The sequence below is a fragment of the Pseudoalteromonas sp. AWM4_233 genome, from assembly GCF_056158285.1.
Genome location: NZ_JBSWSZ010000001.1, coordinates 2,737,389 through 2,752,746 on the forward strand (window position 1 = coordinate 2,737,389; position 15,358 = coordinate 2,752,746).

Sequence of the window (15,358 nt, forward strand, 5' to 3'; positions counted from 1 at the left end):
CGACGAGGTTTGACTAGATAGAACCAAAAGTGCTTTAACCATTTCATTGTCTTAGATTTCTTACTTGGCGTTTGGGCTAGCGTTATTGTTATGCTTTATAAGTATTTTGTATTACAAAAATCCTACAACACACTCTATGCCTTGCTTTTTTTATGTACAATGGAAAAAATGTCTCAGAGACAAAAAACTTAAAGTACTAAAAAGTCCCAAAAAGGAATAAGCATGACACCACTCAGACGCCAGGTAAAGCGTGTCTCGGAGACAAAAGGACTAACCATAAAACAAATCGTTAACCTGTGCGAATGCAGTCGCTCTCACTTTTATAAAGTACTTGATGGCCAACGTACGCCAAGTGAAAGTTTGCAAACTAAACTAATGGCCGTTTTAGAGATAAGCGAAGAAGAATTCGCAGCGCTGTTGCAAGCAAATAAAGCTGATGAGCAAATAAAAGTATCGACTGAAAACAATAACCTTAATGCTGTTAGGCTGCCCGCTATAGTGAGAAAATTAAAGCCTAAGACTTTACCTAGCTATGTAATATGGCTAGTTAGTTTGATCTGTTTAACAGCGTCGCCATATTATTTTTATGCTTATATTTCAGATAGTAAGAATGAAAATATTGAACTAAAAACAGGCTTTGCAACCAAGTTTATTAAAGACGTCACTATTCCAGATGGAACACCTATTCCTATTAACACGCGTTTTACTAAAACTTGGCGGGTGCAAAATATTGGCACCGTACCTTGGAAAGAAAAACATCTAAAACGTATCACGCCTCAGGACCCTAACTTATGCTACTCAAGAGATAGCATTCCCCTGCCTACAGTAGAATCTGGTGAAATCATAGATATTTCTATTGAATTCACCACACCAAAGTACCCGGGTACTTGCCGGACCGATTGGAAGATGGTCGATGCACATGAAAATTTGATCTTTCCTGACAAACAAGGACTTTATAGTATTGTTCATGTGGTCGAAGAAAAGCTATAACTTCAACCACACATAGAACTGATTTGAGGATTATAATAATCCTTAATTAAGCACGGCCTAACATGCGCAGTAATGTCGTGTCTTTATCAAACGCATGATGCTTAATGGCACCCAGCATATGTAATGCAATCAGACCTGTTAACGCATAAGCAATATAAGAATGTGCAGCTTTAGCAACTACAAAAATAGTCTCATTGAAAGGTACTGCGCCATTCTCTGTATAGTTATTTGGCACTAAAGCCAGACCAAACACATCGATACCGTACCCACCAAAGCCTGAGTAAAGCATACCGCTTACTGGCATTAACAAGGTACCTATTAGTAAACCCCAATGGGCGAAATGAATGGCTTTATTAAGTGCCTCTGATGCATTGTCATCAGCAGGTAAGAAGCCTTTTTTAATACGGTAAATTGCACGTGGTAATACTAACAATAGAGCGATAACACCTAGCGCTTTGTGAATAGGATACAAGGACCATACTTCCCAGTTCACCATGTAATAACCCACACTAATCAAACCTAGCATAGTGAGCGCAACCGACCAGTGTAGTAAGCGAGTCGTTAGAGTAAGTGACGGCTTATTCATATTGTTTTCTCCTCAGAATTTTGATGATGAAAACTATATAAAATTGATTCTACCCAACCCAGCTCTATGTGACGAACTCATAAGGTTTGGGACAAAAGGTTATTCATCCATTCGTCCCTAGCCTTTATTTTTAAAGGCCTAAGAGCATTTTAGTTGTTGAACGATTACTTTTACTGACTGGCACTTCAATGTCGTTATTGAGCACCAATAGACCATGACCCGAGCGCGCATTGACTAGCTTTGCACTATGAGAAAGATTGACAAGGTAAGAGCGATGGCAGCGATAGAAAGCCTGAGCAGGTAAGCTGTTTTCTAACTCTTTCATGGTTGTGCGAACCAGTGACATACCTTGCTTGGTATGTAACTCAACATAATTGCCCGCGGCTTTTGCAAAGTAAATATCGGCAAACGCAATATCAAACTCTTCTATTTGCAACCTTTGTAGCTCTGTTTTTTCTTCCGCTTTTTGATTAACAAATAATCGAGACGTTTGAGCAACTGAGTCGCTACTTTGAGCCCGATTTACATCGACAAACCGGCTTTTAAAATGCACTAAAGTGACGATGGCCAAATAAGCAATGGCATGTTTATGCCAATTATAGAAAAGGCTTTCTTGCCATGCAGTCTGCTCTATTAAAACATCAAGGCTCGTGTTTACAGTTAACACGCATGTAAGCGCGAAAAAACCCACTGAGATTAATTGTTTTAATTTCATACTGCGCTGTAGAGCAAAACAAATAAACGGCGTGATCAGCAACCAAATACCGAACTCTTGCAATGACCAGAAAATAGAGGAAACAATATCAACCCGCTGTTTAGCAATAAATAAACTATGCACTGTACAGTTTAAACACACCATACATAGCATACCTAACCAACCTAATGTGAGTAATTGATAATCTTTAAGTTTTACAATTTTACTAAACATAGTTTGGCCCTGAAATTTGAAACGGCTAGAAAATAAAAGCACAAGGATAAAAAATCCTCAGCTAAAAGTAAAAGCGAACCCCCAAAACAAAAAAGCCTTGGCACATATACCAAGGCTTCGACATCTAAAAAGCAAATTCGTTCTATTAATTACATTGCAGCGCGGAAGATTTCTGAAATCTCCTCTGCAGTAGCCTGAATTGGATTAGTAAAGCCACACGCGTCTTTCAATGCATTTTCAGTTAAGGTCGGAATATCATCAGCTTTGGCACCTAGCTGCTCAATACCAGAAGGAATACCCACATCAGCCGCTAATTTAACAATAGCATCAATCGCCGCTTCTGCACCTTGCTCTGCTGTCAGAGCACTCACATCAACGCCCATGGCTTTTGCCACATCCGTTAGTCGCTCAGGACAAGCCTTAGCATTAAAGCGCTGAACGTGAGGTAATAAAATTGCATTGCATACACCGTGCGGTAAATCATAGAAACCACCTAATTGGTGTGCCATAGCATGAACATAACCAAGCGATGCATTATTAAATGCCATCCCCGCCATAAACTGTGCATAAGCCATTTGCTCACGCGCTTCAATGCTTTCACCGTTTTGTACAGCTTCAAGTAGATTGGCTTGAATTAATTCAATAGCTTTAATTGCAACTGCATCTGTAATCGGTGTCGCTGCAATTGATACATACGCTTCAATGGCGTGTGTCAGCGCATCCATTCCCGTTGCAGCTGTCAATGACGCTGGTTTTGCTAACATCAGCTCTGGGTCGTTTACTGAAATAAGCGGCGTAGTATGTTTATCAACAATGGCCATTTTTATGTGGCGCGCTTCATCGGTAATGATACAGAAGCGCGTCATTTCTGATGCGGTTCCTGCGGTGGTGTTAATTGCAATCAGCGGTAACATCGGCTTTGCAGATTGATCCACGCCTTCATAGTCAGCAATTTTTCCACCATTAGCAGCAACTAATGCGATGCCTTTTGCACAATCATGCGGAGAGCCACCACCCAGTGATATAACAAAATCACATTGGTTGTCAGATAAGATGCTTAACCCATCTTCAACATTGCCAATGGTTGGGTTTGGTTGCGTGCCATCAAAAACAGCCGTTTGCACGTCACGTTCAGTTAATAAAGCTTGCACTTGAGCCACAACACCAATTTTATTTAATACTTGGTCGGTAACGATAAGGCCCTTTTTAAAACCTTGTGCTTGAATGCTGTCGGCGGCATCCTTCAAACAACCTGCACCCATAAGATTTACTGTTGGAATATAAAACGCTGAAGTCATAATGTGAATTTCCCATTCAATTAGATTTTGAACTCTTAATACTGAACTCTTACTACATCAATAAGTGTGACAGCAGAATAAAGTCAAAGAATTGATCCAGAGCAAATGTGTTTAATCAGGGACATACACTTTAGTCTTAGTGGTTAGAAGACAACCATAGATGGTTAATACATCAGCGAAGTAACATCTTCGCTGATGTAAGAAATAACAAGAAATACCTATTGATGTTTATGGTGTGGCGCACTCAAGCTTCTATAAAACAAAGTGGTCACTCGCTCTTCTGGTAACCAATTTGAATAAGTTAAATTCAACGCTGACAGCGGCTTTGCAGTAAGCACCTCTTCAAGCGATTTGCCGCCGCTCATCGCTGATACCATGACGCTTTTAGCTTTTAGCAATAATGCTCGATAAGTTTCGAGCGCCGGCTTGTTAGTAACAGGGCCGTGACCTGGGATCACTTTAGTATCGCCATCTATTCTTGATAAGGTTTGCTCTACCGCATTTATCACGCCATCAAGCGAACCACCACTGTCGACATCAACAAAAGGTAAACTGCCTAGATTAAAGAAAATATCTCCCATGTGTACTGCATTGGCATTTTTGTAAAAAATGACCGCATCGCCATCAGTGTGAGCATGGGCGTAATGCCAAAGCTGCGCGTGTTCATTGTTAAAATGGAGCGTCATATCTTGGCTGAAACTTAAAATAGGCAAATATTTAGACCCTTCACCATGCTTTTCTTCCAAGCGGTCATACACATTATGATGCGCTATGACATGACTCCCCGCTTTGGCAAAGTTTTCGTTTCCACCAGTGTGATCGCCATGGTGATGTGTATTAATCACAAACTCTGGCGCACCAGGTTTTAACTGGCTAATTTGTTTTTTAATGTCATCACTGAGCTTGGCAAATTGGTCGTCTACTAAGTAAATGCCATCATCTCCGGTGCTAATGGCAATGTTACCACCTCGCCCATAAAGCACATGTAGGTTTTCAGACAATGCCTCTAGCTTAAATTTGACGTTTGCGATGCTTGTAAACGACGCGCTGAGTAAAGACGCCGCGATTAAAATCGATATTGTTTTCATGATGACTCTCAATTTTCGTTATTATTAACTGCTTATATACCCAAACTTCCTCAAGATGCATGATTCAGAGCGCTGCCTTCTGTTTTAGTTCAAGGAAAAGGACGCAGCGTAATGACGAGTCCTTTCCAAGTTCTTTGACGATGAAATAGGACTGAAAGCACGCTCCCTTGGTCGAGTTTGATTGGCTTTCATACTGCGTTATCAATTTTCGATTTAGAACCACTAGACCATCAAATCGATGCCTTGTCTTACAGCCAATCAATTCTCGCTGAACCTCGTATCTTGAGGTGGTTTGGGTATACTCAAACAGCCTGTATCAAAATATAGCTACGAAATAAAAACATAAAAGGATTGTTTAAAACTGCTATAAAAAATGCCCACCGAGGTGAGCATTGATTTGAATAGAGAATATTTAATTACACTATAAGTTTTCTTCGGCAAATGACGCCAAACGACTTCTCACTACACCGTTCAGATTGATGGTGGCGCTACCTTCAAAATGTTTAAACCGTTCAACTAAGTAAGTCAAACCCGAGGTCACTGGGGTCAGATAATTACTGTCTATTTGTGCCAAGTTACCCGTACAAATGAGCTTTGTGCCTTCACCACATCGGGTAATAATGGTCTTTAACTGCGAAGCAGTTAAGTTTTGGCTTTCGTCCAAAATCACCACTGCATTTTGAATGCTTCGCCCACGCATAAAGTTTACTGACTTAAACTGAATGTTGGCCTTTTCCATAATGTAGTTACGGCTTGAAATAGGGCTTTCATCATTTTTATGAAGCACTTCAAGGGTATCGGTAATGGCTGCAAGCCAAGGTGCCATTTTCTCTTCTTCTGTGCCGGGAAGAAAACCTATACTCTCAGCGATTTCAGGCGTATTACGAGTAACAAGTACTTTGTCATAGACCTTTTTCTCAATCACCATCTCCAACGCACAAGCTAAAGCGAGGAGTGTCTTACCGCACCCTGCTGGGCCCGTCAGAATGACCAACTCTATTTCTGGGTCTAACAAGGCATCGAGTGCCATGCCTTGATAAATATTTTTAGGTGAAACGCCCCAAGCTTGTTGGTGCATAAGACGCTCTACCCCTAAGTCTTTTAAAGTGATATGTTGATTGTCATATCCCACAACACGTGCAGCAAAATGCTCAGTTTCATCAACGATGTACTCATTGCTGAAAACGTCTTCAATGCGCTCTTTAGGAATATGATGCAGCGTATAACGCCCTTGCTGCTCTGAGCTACACTCGCCAACACTTTGCCAAAAATCGCCTTGGAACTTTTTAAATCCCGAGCTGAGCAATTTAATATCGTCAATGAGTTGGTCTGTTCGATAGTCTTCTACAAACTTCAGTCCGGCCCCTTTTGCTTTGAGGCGCATGTTAATGTCTTTAGTAACCAGTACAACTTTGGTACTTTTATGTTGCTGCTGTAAATGAATGGCACAGTTAATAATCCTGTGGTCGTTTTCATTACCCGGCAAACCGGAGACATTATCAGGAAATAAATGGTCGTTGATGATCACAAGGCGACCACAATTATCTGAGTTGTGCTCACCAGTTGTGTTTGGAAGTTTCACCCCTTCTAACATTTGTTCTGGAGAGGCATCTCTTAAAATATCTTCAAGACCGCGTATAGCAACACGTGCATCACGGCTTACATCACGTTTTCTATCCTTAATATGATCAAGCTCTTCTAACACTGTCATGGGGACGACTACATCGTGTTCTTGGAAAGAGAGGTATGCGAGGGGTTCGTGGAGTAGTACGTTAGTGTCGAGCACGTACATTTTTTTATCGACATCTTGAGCTTTTACCATAGCATCTTCCTATCGTTGCATTGATACCGCGACAGCCATGGCTTTTGATGACGTTGCCATCAAAAACTCATGGCCACACTGTAAGTTTAGCCTATCTGTCATAAAAGTCTGTTTTATGACAGAAATAGAGTGTATTTACCTTTAAGGCGTGAATTTTGCTCAAACCAAAAGCTCAATACACAGATCAATTCCCTTCACTAAATCAGAAGATTTCGACTATCTTAAAAGGCAATGATTTATCTGCGCGCTAATGGATCCTCAAAAGCATAAAATTGCCTGAGAAACAAGATTGAATAGGCCCTTGCTTACGGTTAACATAGCCGCCTTTTTTCTGCTAAGTCGAGACAAACATGAATTTTTCCTTAGGTCAGCGCTGGATCAGTGATACTGAATCAGATTTAGGATTAGGTACCATCGTAGCTTTAGAGGGGCGACAGCTTACGATTTTATTCCCTGCCAGTGGAGAAAACCGCGTTTACTCAGTACAAGAAGCACCGGTTACCCGTGTAATTTTTAATCCCGGTGATGTTATTCGCAGTGTCGAAGAGTGGGAACTTGAGGTAGAAACCGTTGAAGAACAAAATGGCATTCTGAGCTATCACGGTATTCGCCTCGATACAGAAGAAAAAACCACGTTAAAAGAAACGTTTTTAGACCACTTTATTAAGTTTAATAAGCCACAAGATCGCTTATTCGCTGGTCAAATTGACAGATTCGACCGTTATACGTTGCGCTATAACACATGGCAGCACCAGTTCACCCGTCAGCAATCGCATTTAAAAGGCCTAATTGGCCAACGTGCTAGCCTTATTCCGCACCAGTTATATATTGCTGATGAAGTAGGCCAGCGTCACGCACCACGCGTTTTACTTTCAGATGAAGTTGGTTTGGGTAAAACCATCGAAGCAGGCATGATTTTACATCAGCAAATTTTAACTGGCCGTGCTAGCCGAGTACTAATTGTGGTACCTGAAAACCTTCAGCACCAATGGCTAGTTGAAATGATGCGTCGCTTCAACTTGTACTTCTCTATCTTCGATGAAGAACGTTGTGACGAAGCATTTGCTGACTCTCCAAACGTATTCGAGACTGAGCAACTGGTATTAGTGAGTCTTGAGTTCATTACTAAAAAACGCCGCTGGTTTGAGCAAGCCACTTTGGCTGACTGGGATCTATTGATCATCGATGAAGCGCACCACTTAACGGTAACTAAAGAAAAGCCAAGCACAGAATACCTGCGTATTGCAGAGCTTAGCCAAGATATTCCTGGCTTAATTCTTCTAACAGCAACGCCAGACCAACTTGGCCACTACAGTCATTTTGCTCGTCTGCAGCTGTTAGACCCAGACCGTTTCTACGATTACGATGCTTTTGTTGAAGAAGAAAGCCACTATAAAGAAGTGGCTGATGCCGCTAATCAGCTTTTACAGCAAGGCGAGTTAGATGAAAAAAATCAGACGACTTTAAAGACCCTGTTAAAAGAAACTGACATCACTGAATTACTAGCCAAAGCGCAAAGCGGTGATGACGCAGCTAAGCAAGAAATCTTGTCGATGCTATTAGACCGCCACGGTACAGGCCGTATCTTATTCCGTAATAGCCGCAGTGGTATTGATGGTTACCCAAGCCGTAAATTACATAGCTACCCGGTTGAGTTACCTAAGCAATATAAAACCGCCATGTCTGTAATGGGTAATATGGGTGGCATTCAAACACCTGAAAAGTCTGCATTACGCGCCCTGTTCCCTGAAAAAATCTTCCAAGAGTTCGAAGGCGCTGGCAGTAGCTGGGCAGGTTTTGACCCTAGGGTTGAATGGTTAATTGCTAAACTCAAAGAGCTTAAGCACGAAAAGGTGTTGTTGATCTGTGCCGAAGCACAAACCGCAATTAGCCTTGAACAAATTTTACGTGAACGCGAGGCTATTAAGTCAGCGGTTTTCCACGAAGGCATGAGCATTGTTGAACGTGACCGTGCAGCCGCTTACTTCGCCGACGAATACGACAGTGCGCAAGTATTACTATGTTCTGAAATTGGTTCTGAAGGCCGTAACTTCCAATTCTCACATAACATTGTACTGTTCGATTTACCGCTCAACCCAGACCTACTAGAGCAGCGTATTGGTCGTCTTGACCGCATTGGTCAGAAGTTCGACATCAATATTCATGTGCCTTACTTTGAAAATACCGCGCAAGAAGTGTTATTGCGTTGGTACCATGAAGGCCTAGATGCATTCGAAACCACCAGCACAACGGGACAGCTTCTTTACAAAGAGTTCAGCGATGATTTATTAGAGTTCATTAGTGAGCATAACTGTGATGAAGAAGAACTAAACCCACTTTTAGAGCAAGCTGCAAAACAGAATGCTCAACTGCGAAAACAAATGGAGCAAGGGCGTGACCGTTTATTAGAGCTTCATTCGAGTGGCCAAGGTAAATCAGATGCATTAGCCGCTGAAATTGAACAACTGGATGACGATGTTGTGCTACCTGCTTACATGATCAATGTGTTTGATATGTTTGGTGTAAACCAAGAAGATAAAGGCGAAAACACCATTATCTTGAAGCCAACAGAGCACATGCTTAACCCGTCTTTCCCGTGTTTGCGCGATGATGGTATTACTGTAACGTTTGACCGTGCAACCTCTCTTTCTCAAGAAGATGCGCAATTCATCAGTTGGGATCACCCTATGGTACAAGGCACCATGGACATGATCTGTGATGATGACTTTGGTTGTGCGTCTGTAGCACTACTTAAAAACAAAAAGCTGCCTGCAGGGACCTTCTTTGTTGAGTTAATTTTTGTTGCTGAGGCCTCTGCACCAAAAGCGTTACAAGTTGGTCGTTTCTTACCACCAACACCTATTCGTGTATTACTTGATAAAGCAGGCAATAACTTAGCTGAAAATGTGGCCTTCGATGCATTCAACAATCAGCTTTCGGCAGTTGGCCGCCAAACGGGTAGTAAATTGGCAAATGCTTTACAAGCTGCGATCCACCCACTCATTACTAAAGCGAATGAATTGGCGGGTGCTGAGTTAGTGACGCTAAAAGCTGCTGCACAAGAAAAAATGCAAACGTCATTAAATGAAGAGCAAGGTCGTCTTGTGGCACTAAAATCAATCAACCCGAATATTCGTGATGAAGAAATTCAGGTCTTCGATAAGCAAAAAGCGCAATTAGATGAGTTTATTGAAAAAGCGCAATTGAAACTTGATGCTATCCGTTTAATTGTGGTGTCTCACTAAATTCCCTGTGAGGTCAGCCTATAGCTGGCCTCTTTTTCTTCTCTCTTAAACTGTTTCCTAAACCTTCAAGCAGATTTCAATTGTGTTAACCTAGCTCGCTAATATTTCTTATTACCTGAAAGTTGATGATTTCTCATCGTCAATTTATCTTTTTGCTATTTACCCCATTTAGATACAGCCTTATTATGCTTTTAACAATCTTATTAACTAAAATAGGGTTGGCATTAAACTTCAAGGGTAGACGATGATTTTTAAAACAAAAAAAGCGCGGGCAAATATCATCAAAGTTTTATTTGAATCTGGGTTAATCGTATTCAGTGTACTATTGGCTTTATTTTTAAGTGAAATGCATTCGCAAGTTAAAAAAGATCAAGAAAAAGTCCGTGCCCTGCAACTCATAAAAGCCGAATTAACTGCAAACAAAGCTTTATTAGAGCAATGGCAACCATATCACCAGCAAGTGCTGAGTAAAGTTGAATCAGCCATAAATAATCCTCCCGAATTTTCGCAAAGTAATAAACAACGGGAGTTTATCCTAAACCAGATGCCAAACGGTTTAGTGCAAGATATGTTAAGAAATTCCGCCTGGGATGCACTTAAGCAATCGGGGATTTCTTCTAATATGCACATAGAAACAGTATCTTTGTTGTCGACTTTATATCGCTTACAAGCTCTGAGTATTGAAGCCACTTTAGCTCGATTAGGCGATATTTTTTACACAAGAGAATCTGTCAGAAAAGAGCATTTACTAGAAACGCTGTATTTGATGAGAAACTTACTTTTAGAACTCATCGCGCAAGAATCGTTCATGATTATGCATTATCAAAACGCCATCAATGATATAGATAATCTACTCTCAGAATAGCAACCCGACGCATAGACAGAGCGGCATTAAAATAGCTCCACGTCCATTTGATAGCCGTCTTCATCGTCAATATCTACCTCGGCACCTTGCATAAAGCAGATGTCTTGCTGGGTTGCTGAAATCACGCCTTCCAAATCTCCAACTAGTGATTTCATCTCTTTTAAAATGTGCACAAACGTAATATTCACTTCGTTTGAGTTACTTAAGTGCTCAGAAACTTCATCAAAGGTGTTAGTGATAGAGTCGAGGATAAACTCTTCTTGGTCTGGTTCGAGCGCAAGCTTGGGTAATTCAAATTGCATACTCGTGGCAAGGCGTTCGATACTTTCTCCCGCATCTGCTTGGTGAACATGTAAGCTCTTGACAAGATCTTGTAATAAATGGCGAATATTGGTGAAAGCAAAATGGGTTTTCTCGCCTTGTTTCAGCAAGAGATCATTGGTTTCCATCAATCTAAGTTTGGCATCGGTGGCACCTAAAACAGTAGGCAAAACATCTTTGAATCGCCCATATTTTTCAGGGCTGTCTAAAGGCATGTTTTTTACAAGTAAGGTTACTTTTGGATAATTGATAATCGTACGGCAACCAAAATCAATAAACCGCTTATTAGTTCGACAGCTTTCTAGCAATTCTTGCTCTATGGGCGACAGTAAACCTGAGCTGCAATAGGTAAATGCCTTGCCATTAAAATCAAACAGCACTGAGCATTTCAAGTCTAGGCTAGACGTTAGTTCGAGCAACTGTTTTGCCAATGAATCTAACTGGCGAATACCATAGGTCATTTCAACAAAGCGCATCACCAAGCCAAGCTCACTATTGCCAGTCATCACATCCATCGCGGTGTTATGCGCCGTTTTTATTTCTGTTTTTAATGAATCTCGCTCTGTTTTATATTTGGCTGACACCTTCAATTTAGCAATTAATTCAACGGTATCAAAAGGCTTGAGTTGATAATCATCAGCACCGGCCTCGTAGCCTAGCATGCGCTCTCTTAAAGTTGTTTTTCCTGACAAAAATACAATTGGAATTTCTTTCGTTGCACTGTCAGACTTCAAGACCTCGCAGCATTCATAACCATTTTGGCCAGGCATTTCAACATCGAGCAAAATCACATCGGGTTGTTCAGCCTTAGCTATTTCAAAGCCTTCAGGTCCGTTGTATGCGTGACAAACACTAAATACCCCATCCGCTGCTTTTCTCACCACTTTATGAATAAAGTTATCATCGTCAATGAGGAGTACTTTGATATCCATGTTTTTCACCATTTTGACCTTGTATTATTTGAAGTATAGAAATAGAAGTTGAAAAGGCTAAAAAAACACCAATATATTTAATACTTAAAACGACTTAGATCAAACATTTTAATCGCCCTGTAAAAGCTCGGTAAAACCAGTGTTTTTCATCCGCTTTTTCGAATAAAACTGAAATAAGTATGATATAAAACATTATTGCCTAGATTAGGACTTTAAAGGAAAACCATGCACTCTTTGCAGCAGTCAGAAAACTCTAATGATGCACCCGTTATTCTCGCACTCGTGACCGCAATGCTATTTTGGGGCGCGAGTTGGATTTCAGGAAAAATCATTGCCGATATGGCCCCAGCAAAGCTCACCGTTTTTTATCGACTTGCACTGGCTACCGTTAGTATGCTCCCCATTCTTTTCTTAGTTAAAAAGTTAAAATTGGTAAACTTACGCTTTGCAAAGCCCGCGCTCTTTTGGTCTTTACCTGCTGGGTTATTACTGGCAAGTTATAACCAACTATTCTTCCTAGGCTTACATGACGGTTTACCTGGTAAAGGCGGCATGCTGGTTACAACCATAAACCCCATTATGACATTTGCGCTTGCTGCTATTTTTAATCAGCAAACGTTTAGGCCTTTGCAGCTTGTGGGTATGTTATTAGGCCTTGCAGGTGGCATGATGATGATTGAGGTTTGGCATTTTGATACCGAGCAGATTTTTGCATCTGGTAACTTATTTTTTGTACTCGCAGCACTTTCATGGGCATTTCTAACACTTGCCAGCCAACGTGGTACACAATTTGCCGACTTTATGACATTTAGCGCGTTAATGTACTTATGGGCCAGTATATTGAGTTATATATTTGCCTTTGATTTAAATCCACTTTCGTCAGTGTCTCACTTTCCTGAAGTTTATTGGCACCATATGCTATTTCTGTCTGTGATTGTGGTCAGTATTGCCACTAGTGTGTTTTTCTTGGCAAATCAAAAAATAGGGCCGAGCCGCTCTAGTTCATTTATCTTTGTGGTCCCCGTAACCGCAATGGGATTATCTGTTTGGTATTTTGGAGAAACCATTCCTTTGAGTGTTGCTATTGGCGGCGCGCTGGCTCTTTCAGCTGTCTATTTAATCAATACCAGCAAACAATAAAACTCTTTTAATTTTACTCTTTGAGTTAGGTTGTGTTTTAAGCATTTAAACCCTAGACTTTAGTAGGGTTTAGCATTTAGCTAAGTGAGTGATTGCGCTGAGTTATCACTCACAAATCAACAGATACAAATCAAAACTTTAATAATAATAAATGACTGGCCTCAGGCCTTTGGAGTTATGTGTGAAGTTTAAACACAAAATCATCGTCATATCCTCACTGGTCTTACTGCTTGCACTGACTGTGCTGTCTATAAAACAATACTTCTCGCTGAAAAGTAACCTTGAAAAACAAGTTGAGCAGAGCGTGGCAGAAATTATTCAAGGGATCAGCAACACAGTCACAGCTCAAATGCAAGGCAGTGCGAATTTGGCTAGCCTCACCACTGATTTAGTGGCGCAAACAGGCAGCTTAAAACAAGCGGCTCCTCTACTAAGCCAACAGAAGCTGCAACAAGAATTTATTTTGATAGGGTATGGTGAAGAGCGCACGGGCAAATATGTTGCCAGCGACCCAAGTTGGAACCCCGGCCCGACATGGGACCCAAGAAAACGTCCTTGGTATCAAGATGCAAAAAATGCAGGCAAACTCATTGTAACTGCTCCATATGCTGATTCTGTATCAAAAGAAATCCTCGTTTCAATTGGCACACCGGTTAAAAAGTCAGGTCAATTTCATGGTGCTATTTTCTTTGACGTGAGCTTGGCAAAGCTCAGTAATATGATTAACTCATTCAACTTATTTGACGCAGGTTTCGCCTTTATGGTCAGTAAAGACGGGACCATTATTTCTCACCCTGATAGCAAATTAAATGGTGAAAAAGCCTCAAAGTTCTTAGGAAACACACAATTCAAACAAACCATGCAAAGCATAGAACTCAATGGTAAAGAGCACATTCTGGTATTTCAACAAGTTGAAGGGTTTGATTGGCTAGTTGGCGTGGCACTAGAAAAAAACAAAGTATTTGCCGCGGTTGATAACTTAACTAGTGACTCAATCACTTTCACTATTCTATTTGTGATTATCGGTGTTGTATTGCTTTCTATTGTGATTAATATTCTGCTTAAACCGCTCGAAGACATAAATGACGCGATGGCGAATATTGCAAAAGGTAATGCTGATTTAACTGTACGCCTGAACACAGACAGCGACCCTGAATTTGCAGAGCTTGCAGAAAACTTCAACTTATTCACTGCTCGTCTTCAAGGGATCATTGAGCAAATTCAAAGCCTAGGTCGTGAAATTCTTGCCGATGCGAAGCAAACGTCAAATGATGCAAACCAATCTAGACAAGAAATCTCGCGTCAGGTTAATGCGTTAGGTGCGTTAGTCGAAGCAACAGCCAGTATGTCAGATACTGAACAGCGTGTTGCCAACACAGCCCAAGAGGCCGCTTCTGCGATTCAAAATACAGATACAGCAGCACAAGACGGTCAAAAGGTTGTATCAGAAACTACCTCTTCAATCGCACAATTGTCAGAGCAAATAAGCGATGCTGTTAACGTCGTGAATGAGCTTGAAGTCTCAACAAGTGGTATCGAACAAATTCTGTCTGTGATCAATGGTATTGCCGAGCAAACTAACCTACTAGCACTGAATGCGGCGATTGAAGCAGCCCGTGCCGGAGAATCAGGTCGCGGCTTTGCTGTGGTGGCTGACGAAGTAAGAACACTCGCACAGCGTACACAAGAAGCGACTACAGAAATCAAGTCAATGATTGATCAACTCCAAGCTGGTGCCATGAGCGCCGTACAAGTGATGAAACAAAGTCAGCAAGTGGTACAAACAACGGTAGGTAAAGCCGATGAAACCAAGCATGCCCTTGATGCGATACGAGATTCAATTGCGCATATTGTTGATTTAAACATGCAAATTGCCAATATGCTGCACGAACAAAGGCAAGTAGTCACTGATGTTAATGACAATGCCTCTGAAATTCGTATTATTTCAGACACTGTGCTCTCTCAAGCTGCCAATGTCGACCAGACCATGCAGTCGCAGTTTGATAAAATTGCTCATCAAGAAGATATGCTAGAACAGTTTAAGGTATAGCGACACTCAAACCCCAGAGTTTTAAACAGACCCTTTTGGGTCTGTTTTTGTATGTGAAGTTAACTCGCTTATTGCTGCTTGCTTAGGGTAGAA

The 15,358-nt window shown here is 41.2% G+C and carries 11 protein-coding genes; 5 read left to right on the top strand and 6 right to left on the bottom strand.

All coding sequences use genetic code 11. The features are described 5' to 3' along the window. The first annotated feature begins 222 nt into the window (after positions 1 to 222). The gene (locus ACXAC4_RS12205; RefSeq protein WP_475161935.1) at positions 223 to 990 is read left to right on the top strand and encodes an NBR1-Ig-like domain-containing protein; all 768 of its coding nucleotides are present in this window, start codon (positions 223 to 225) and stop codon (positions 988 to 990) included. A gap of 46 nt (positions 991 to 1,036) precedes the next feature. Here ACXAC4_RS12205 and ACXAC4_RS12210 read toward each other — a convergent pair whose 3' ends face one another. From ACXAC4_RS12210 to ACXAC4_RS12230, 5 genes are all read right to left on the bottom strand, one after another. Next, the gene (locus ACXAC4_RS12210; RefSeq protein WP_475161940.1) at positions 1,037 to 1,576 is read right to left on the bottom strand and encodes a cytochrome b; all 540 of its coding nucleotides are present in this window, start codon (positions 1,574 to 1,576) and stop codon (positions 1,037 to 1,039) included. A gap of 130 nt (positions 1,577 to 1,706) precedes the next feature. Beyond that, positions 1,707 to 2,504: a LytR/AlgR family response regulator transcription factor gene (locus tag ACXAC4_RS12215; protein ID WP_475161943.1), complete on the bottom strand. Its 798-nt coding sequence runs from the start codon at positions 2,502 to 2,504 to the stop codon at positions 1,707 to 1,709. A 149-nt stretch (positions 2,505 to 2,653) separates the two neighbouring features. Next, the gene (gene yiaY, locus ACXAC4_RS12220) at positions 2,654 to 3,802 is read right to left on the bottom strand and encodes an L-threonine dehydrogenase (protein WP_475161945.1); all 1,149 of its coding nucleotides are present in this window, start codon (positions 3,800 to 3,802) and stop codon (positions 2,654 to 2,656) included. A 218-nt stretch (positions 3,803 to 4,020) separates the two neighbouring features. Then, positions 4,021 to 4,890: an MBL fold metallo-hydrolase gene (locus ACXAC4_RS12225; protein WP_475161946.1), complete on the bottom strand. Its 870-nt coding sequence runs from the start codon at positions 4,888 to 4,890 to the stop codon at positions 4,021 to 4,023. 421 nt (positions 4,891 to 5,311) lie between these two features. Further along, positions 5,312 to 6,712, bottom strand: a complete 1,401-nt coding sequence (locus ACXAC4_RS12230; RefSeq protein ID WP_130256310.1) for a PhoH family protein — start codon at positions 6,710 to 6,712, stop codon at positions 5,312 to 5,314. A 350-nt stretch (positions 6,713 to 7,062) separates the two neighbouring features. On the opposite strand from ACXAC4_RS12230, the gene rapA reads away from it, so the two are divergent. Together rapA and ACXAC4_RS12240 are read left to right on the top strand one after the other, a co-directional pair. After that, entirely contained in the window at positions 7,063 to 9,957 is a 2,895-nt protein-coding gene (gene rapA, locus ACXAC4_RS12235) for an RNA polymerase-associated protein RapA (RefSeq protein WP_475161950.1), read from the top strand. Positions 9,958 to 10,201: 244 nt separating this feature from the next. Beyond that, positions 10,202 to 10,822: a hypothetical protein gene (locus ACXAC4_RS12240; RefSeq protein ID WP_475161953.1), complete on the top strand. Its 621-nt coding sequence runs from the start codon at positions 10,202 to 10,204 to the stop codon at positions 10,820 to 10,822. Positions 10,823 to 10,848: 26 nt separating this feature from the next. On the opposite strand, the gene ACXAC4_RS12245 is transcribed toward ACXAC4_RS12240, so the two are convergent. Then, a complete protein-coding gene (locus tag ACXAC4_RS12245) occupies positions 10,849 to 12,075 on the bottom strand; it encodes a response regulator (protein WP_475161955.1) in 1,227 nt (408 codons plus the stop codon). Between the two features lie 225 nt (positions 12,076 to 12,300). On the opposite strand from ACXAC4_RS12245, the gene ACXAC4_RS12250 reads away from it, so the two are divergent. Further along, complete coding sequence (locus ACXAC4_RS12250; RefSeq protein WP_475161957.1) at positions 12,301 to 13,215, top strand: DMT family transporter; 915 nt, start codon at positions 12,301 to 12,303, stop codon at positions 13,213 to 13,215. A gap of 181 nt (positions 13,216 to 13,396) precedes the next feature. Next, a complete protein-coding gene (locus tag ACXAC4_RS12255) occupies positions 13,397 to 15,265 on the top strand; it encodes a methyl-accepting chemotaxis protein (RefSeq protein WP_475161959.1) in 1,869 nt (622 codons plus the stop codon). Positions 15,266 to 15,358: the final 93 nt, after the last annotated feature.

What these genes read in the sequence shown, in the direction of transcription:
- ACXAC4_RS12205 (WP_475161935.1), top strand. Translation starts at nt 223, where the DNA reads ATGACACCACTCAGACGCCAGGTAAAGCGTGTCTCGGAGACAAAAGGA.
- ACXAC4_RS12210 (WP_475161940.1), bottom strand. Translation starts at nt 1,576, where the DNA reads ATGAATAAGCCGTCACTTACTCTAACGACTCGCTTACTACACTGGTCG.
- ACXAC4_RS12215 (WP_475161943.1), bottom strand. Translation starts at nt 2,504, where the DNA reads ATGTTTAGTAAAATTGTAAAACTTAAAGATTATCAATTACTCACATTA.
- yiaY (WP_475161945.1), bottom strand. Translation starts at nt 3,802, where the DNA reads ATGACTTCAGCGTTTTATATTCCAACAGTAAATCTTATGGGTGCAGGT.
- ACXAC4_RS12225 (WP_475161946.1), bottom strand. Translation starts at nt 4,890, where the DNA reads ATGAAAACAATATCGATTTTAATCGCGGCGTCTTTACTCAGCGCGTCG.
- ACXAC4_RS12230 (WP_130256310.1), bottom strand. Translation starts at nt 6,712, where the DNA reads ATGGTAAAAGCTCAAGATGTCGATAAAAAAATGTACGTGCTCGACACT.
- rapA (WP_475161950.1), top strand. Translation starts at nt 7,063, where the DNA reads ATGAATTTTTCCTTAGGTCAGCGCTGGATCAGTGATACTGAATCAGAT.
- ACXAC4_RS12240 (WP_475161953.1), top strand. Translation starts at nt 10,202, where the DNA reads ATGATTTTTAAAACAAAAAAAGCGCGGGCAAATATCATCAAAGTTTTA.
- ACXAC4_RS12245 (WP_475161955.1), bottom strand. Translation starts at nt 12,075, where the DNA reads ATGGATATCAAAGTACTCCTCATTGACGATGATAACTTTATTCATAAA.
- ACXAC4_RS12250 (WP_475161957.1), top strand. Translation starts at nt 12,301, where the DNA reads ATGCACTCTTTGCAGCAGTCAGAAAACTCTAATGATGCACCCGTTATT.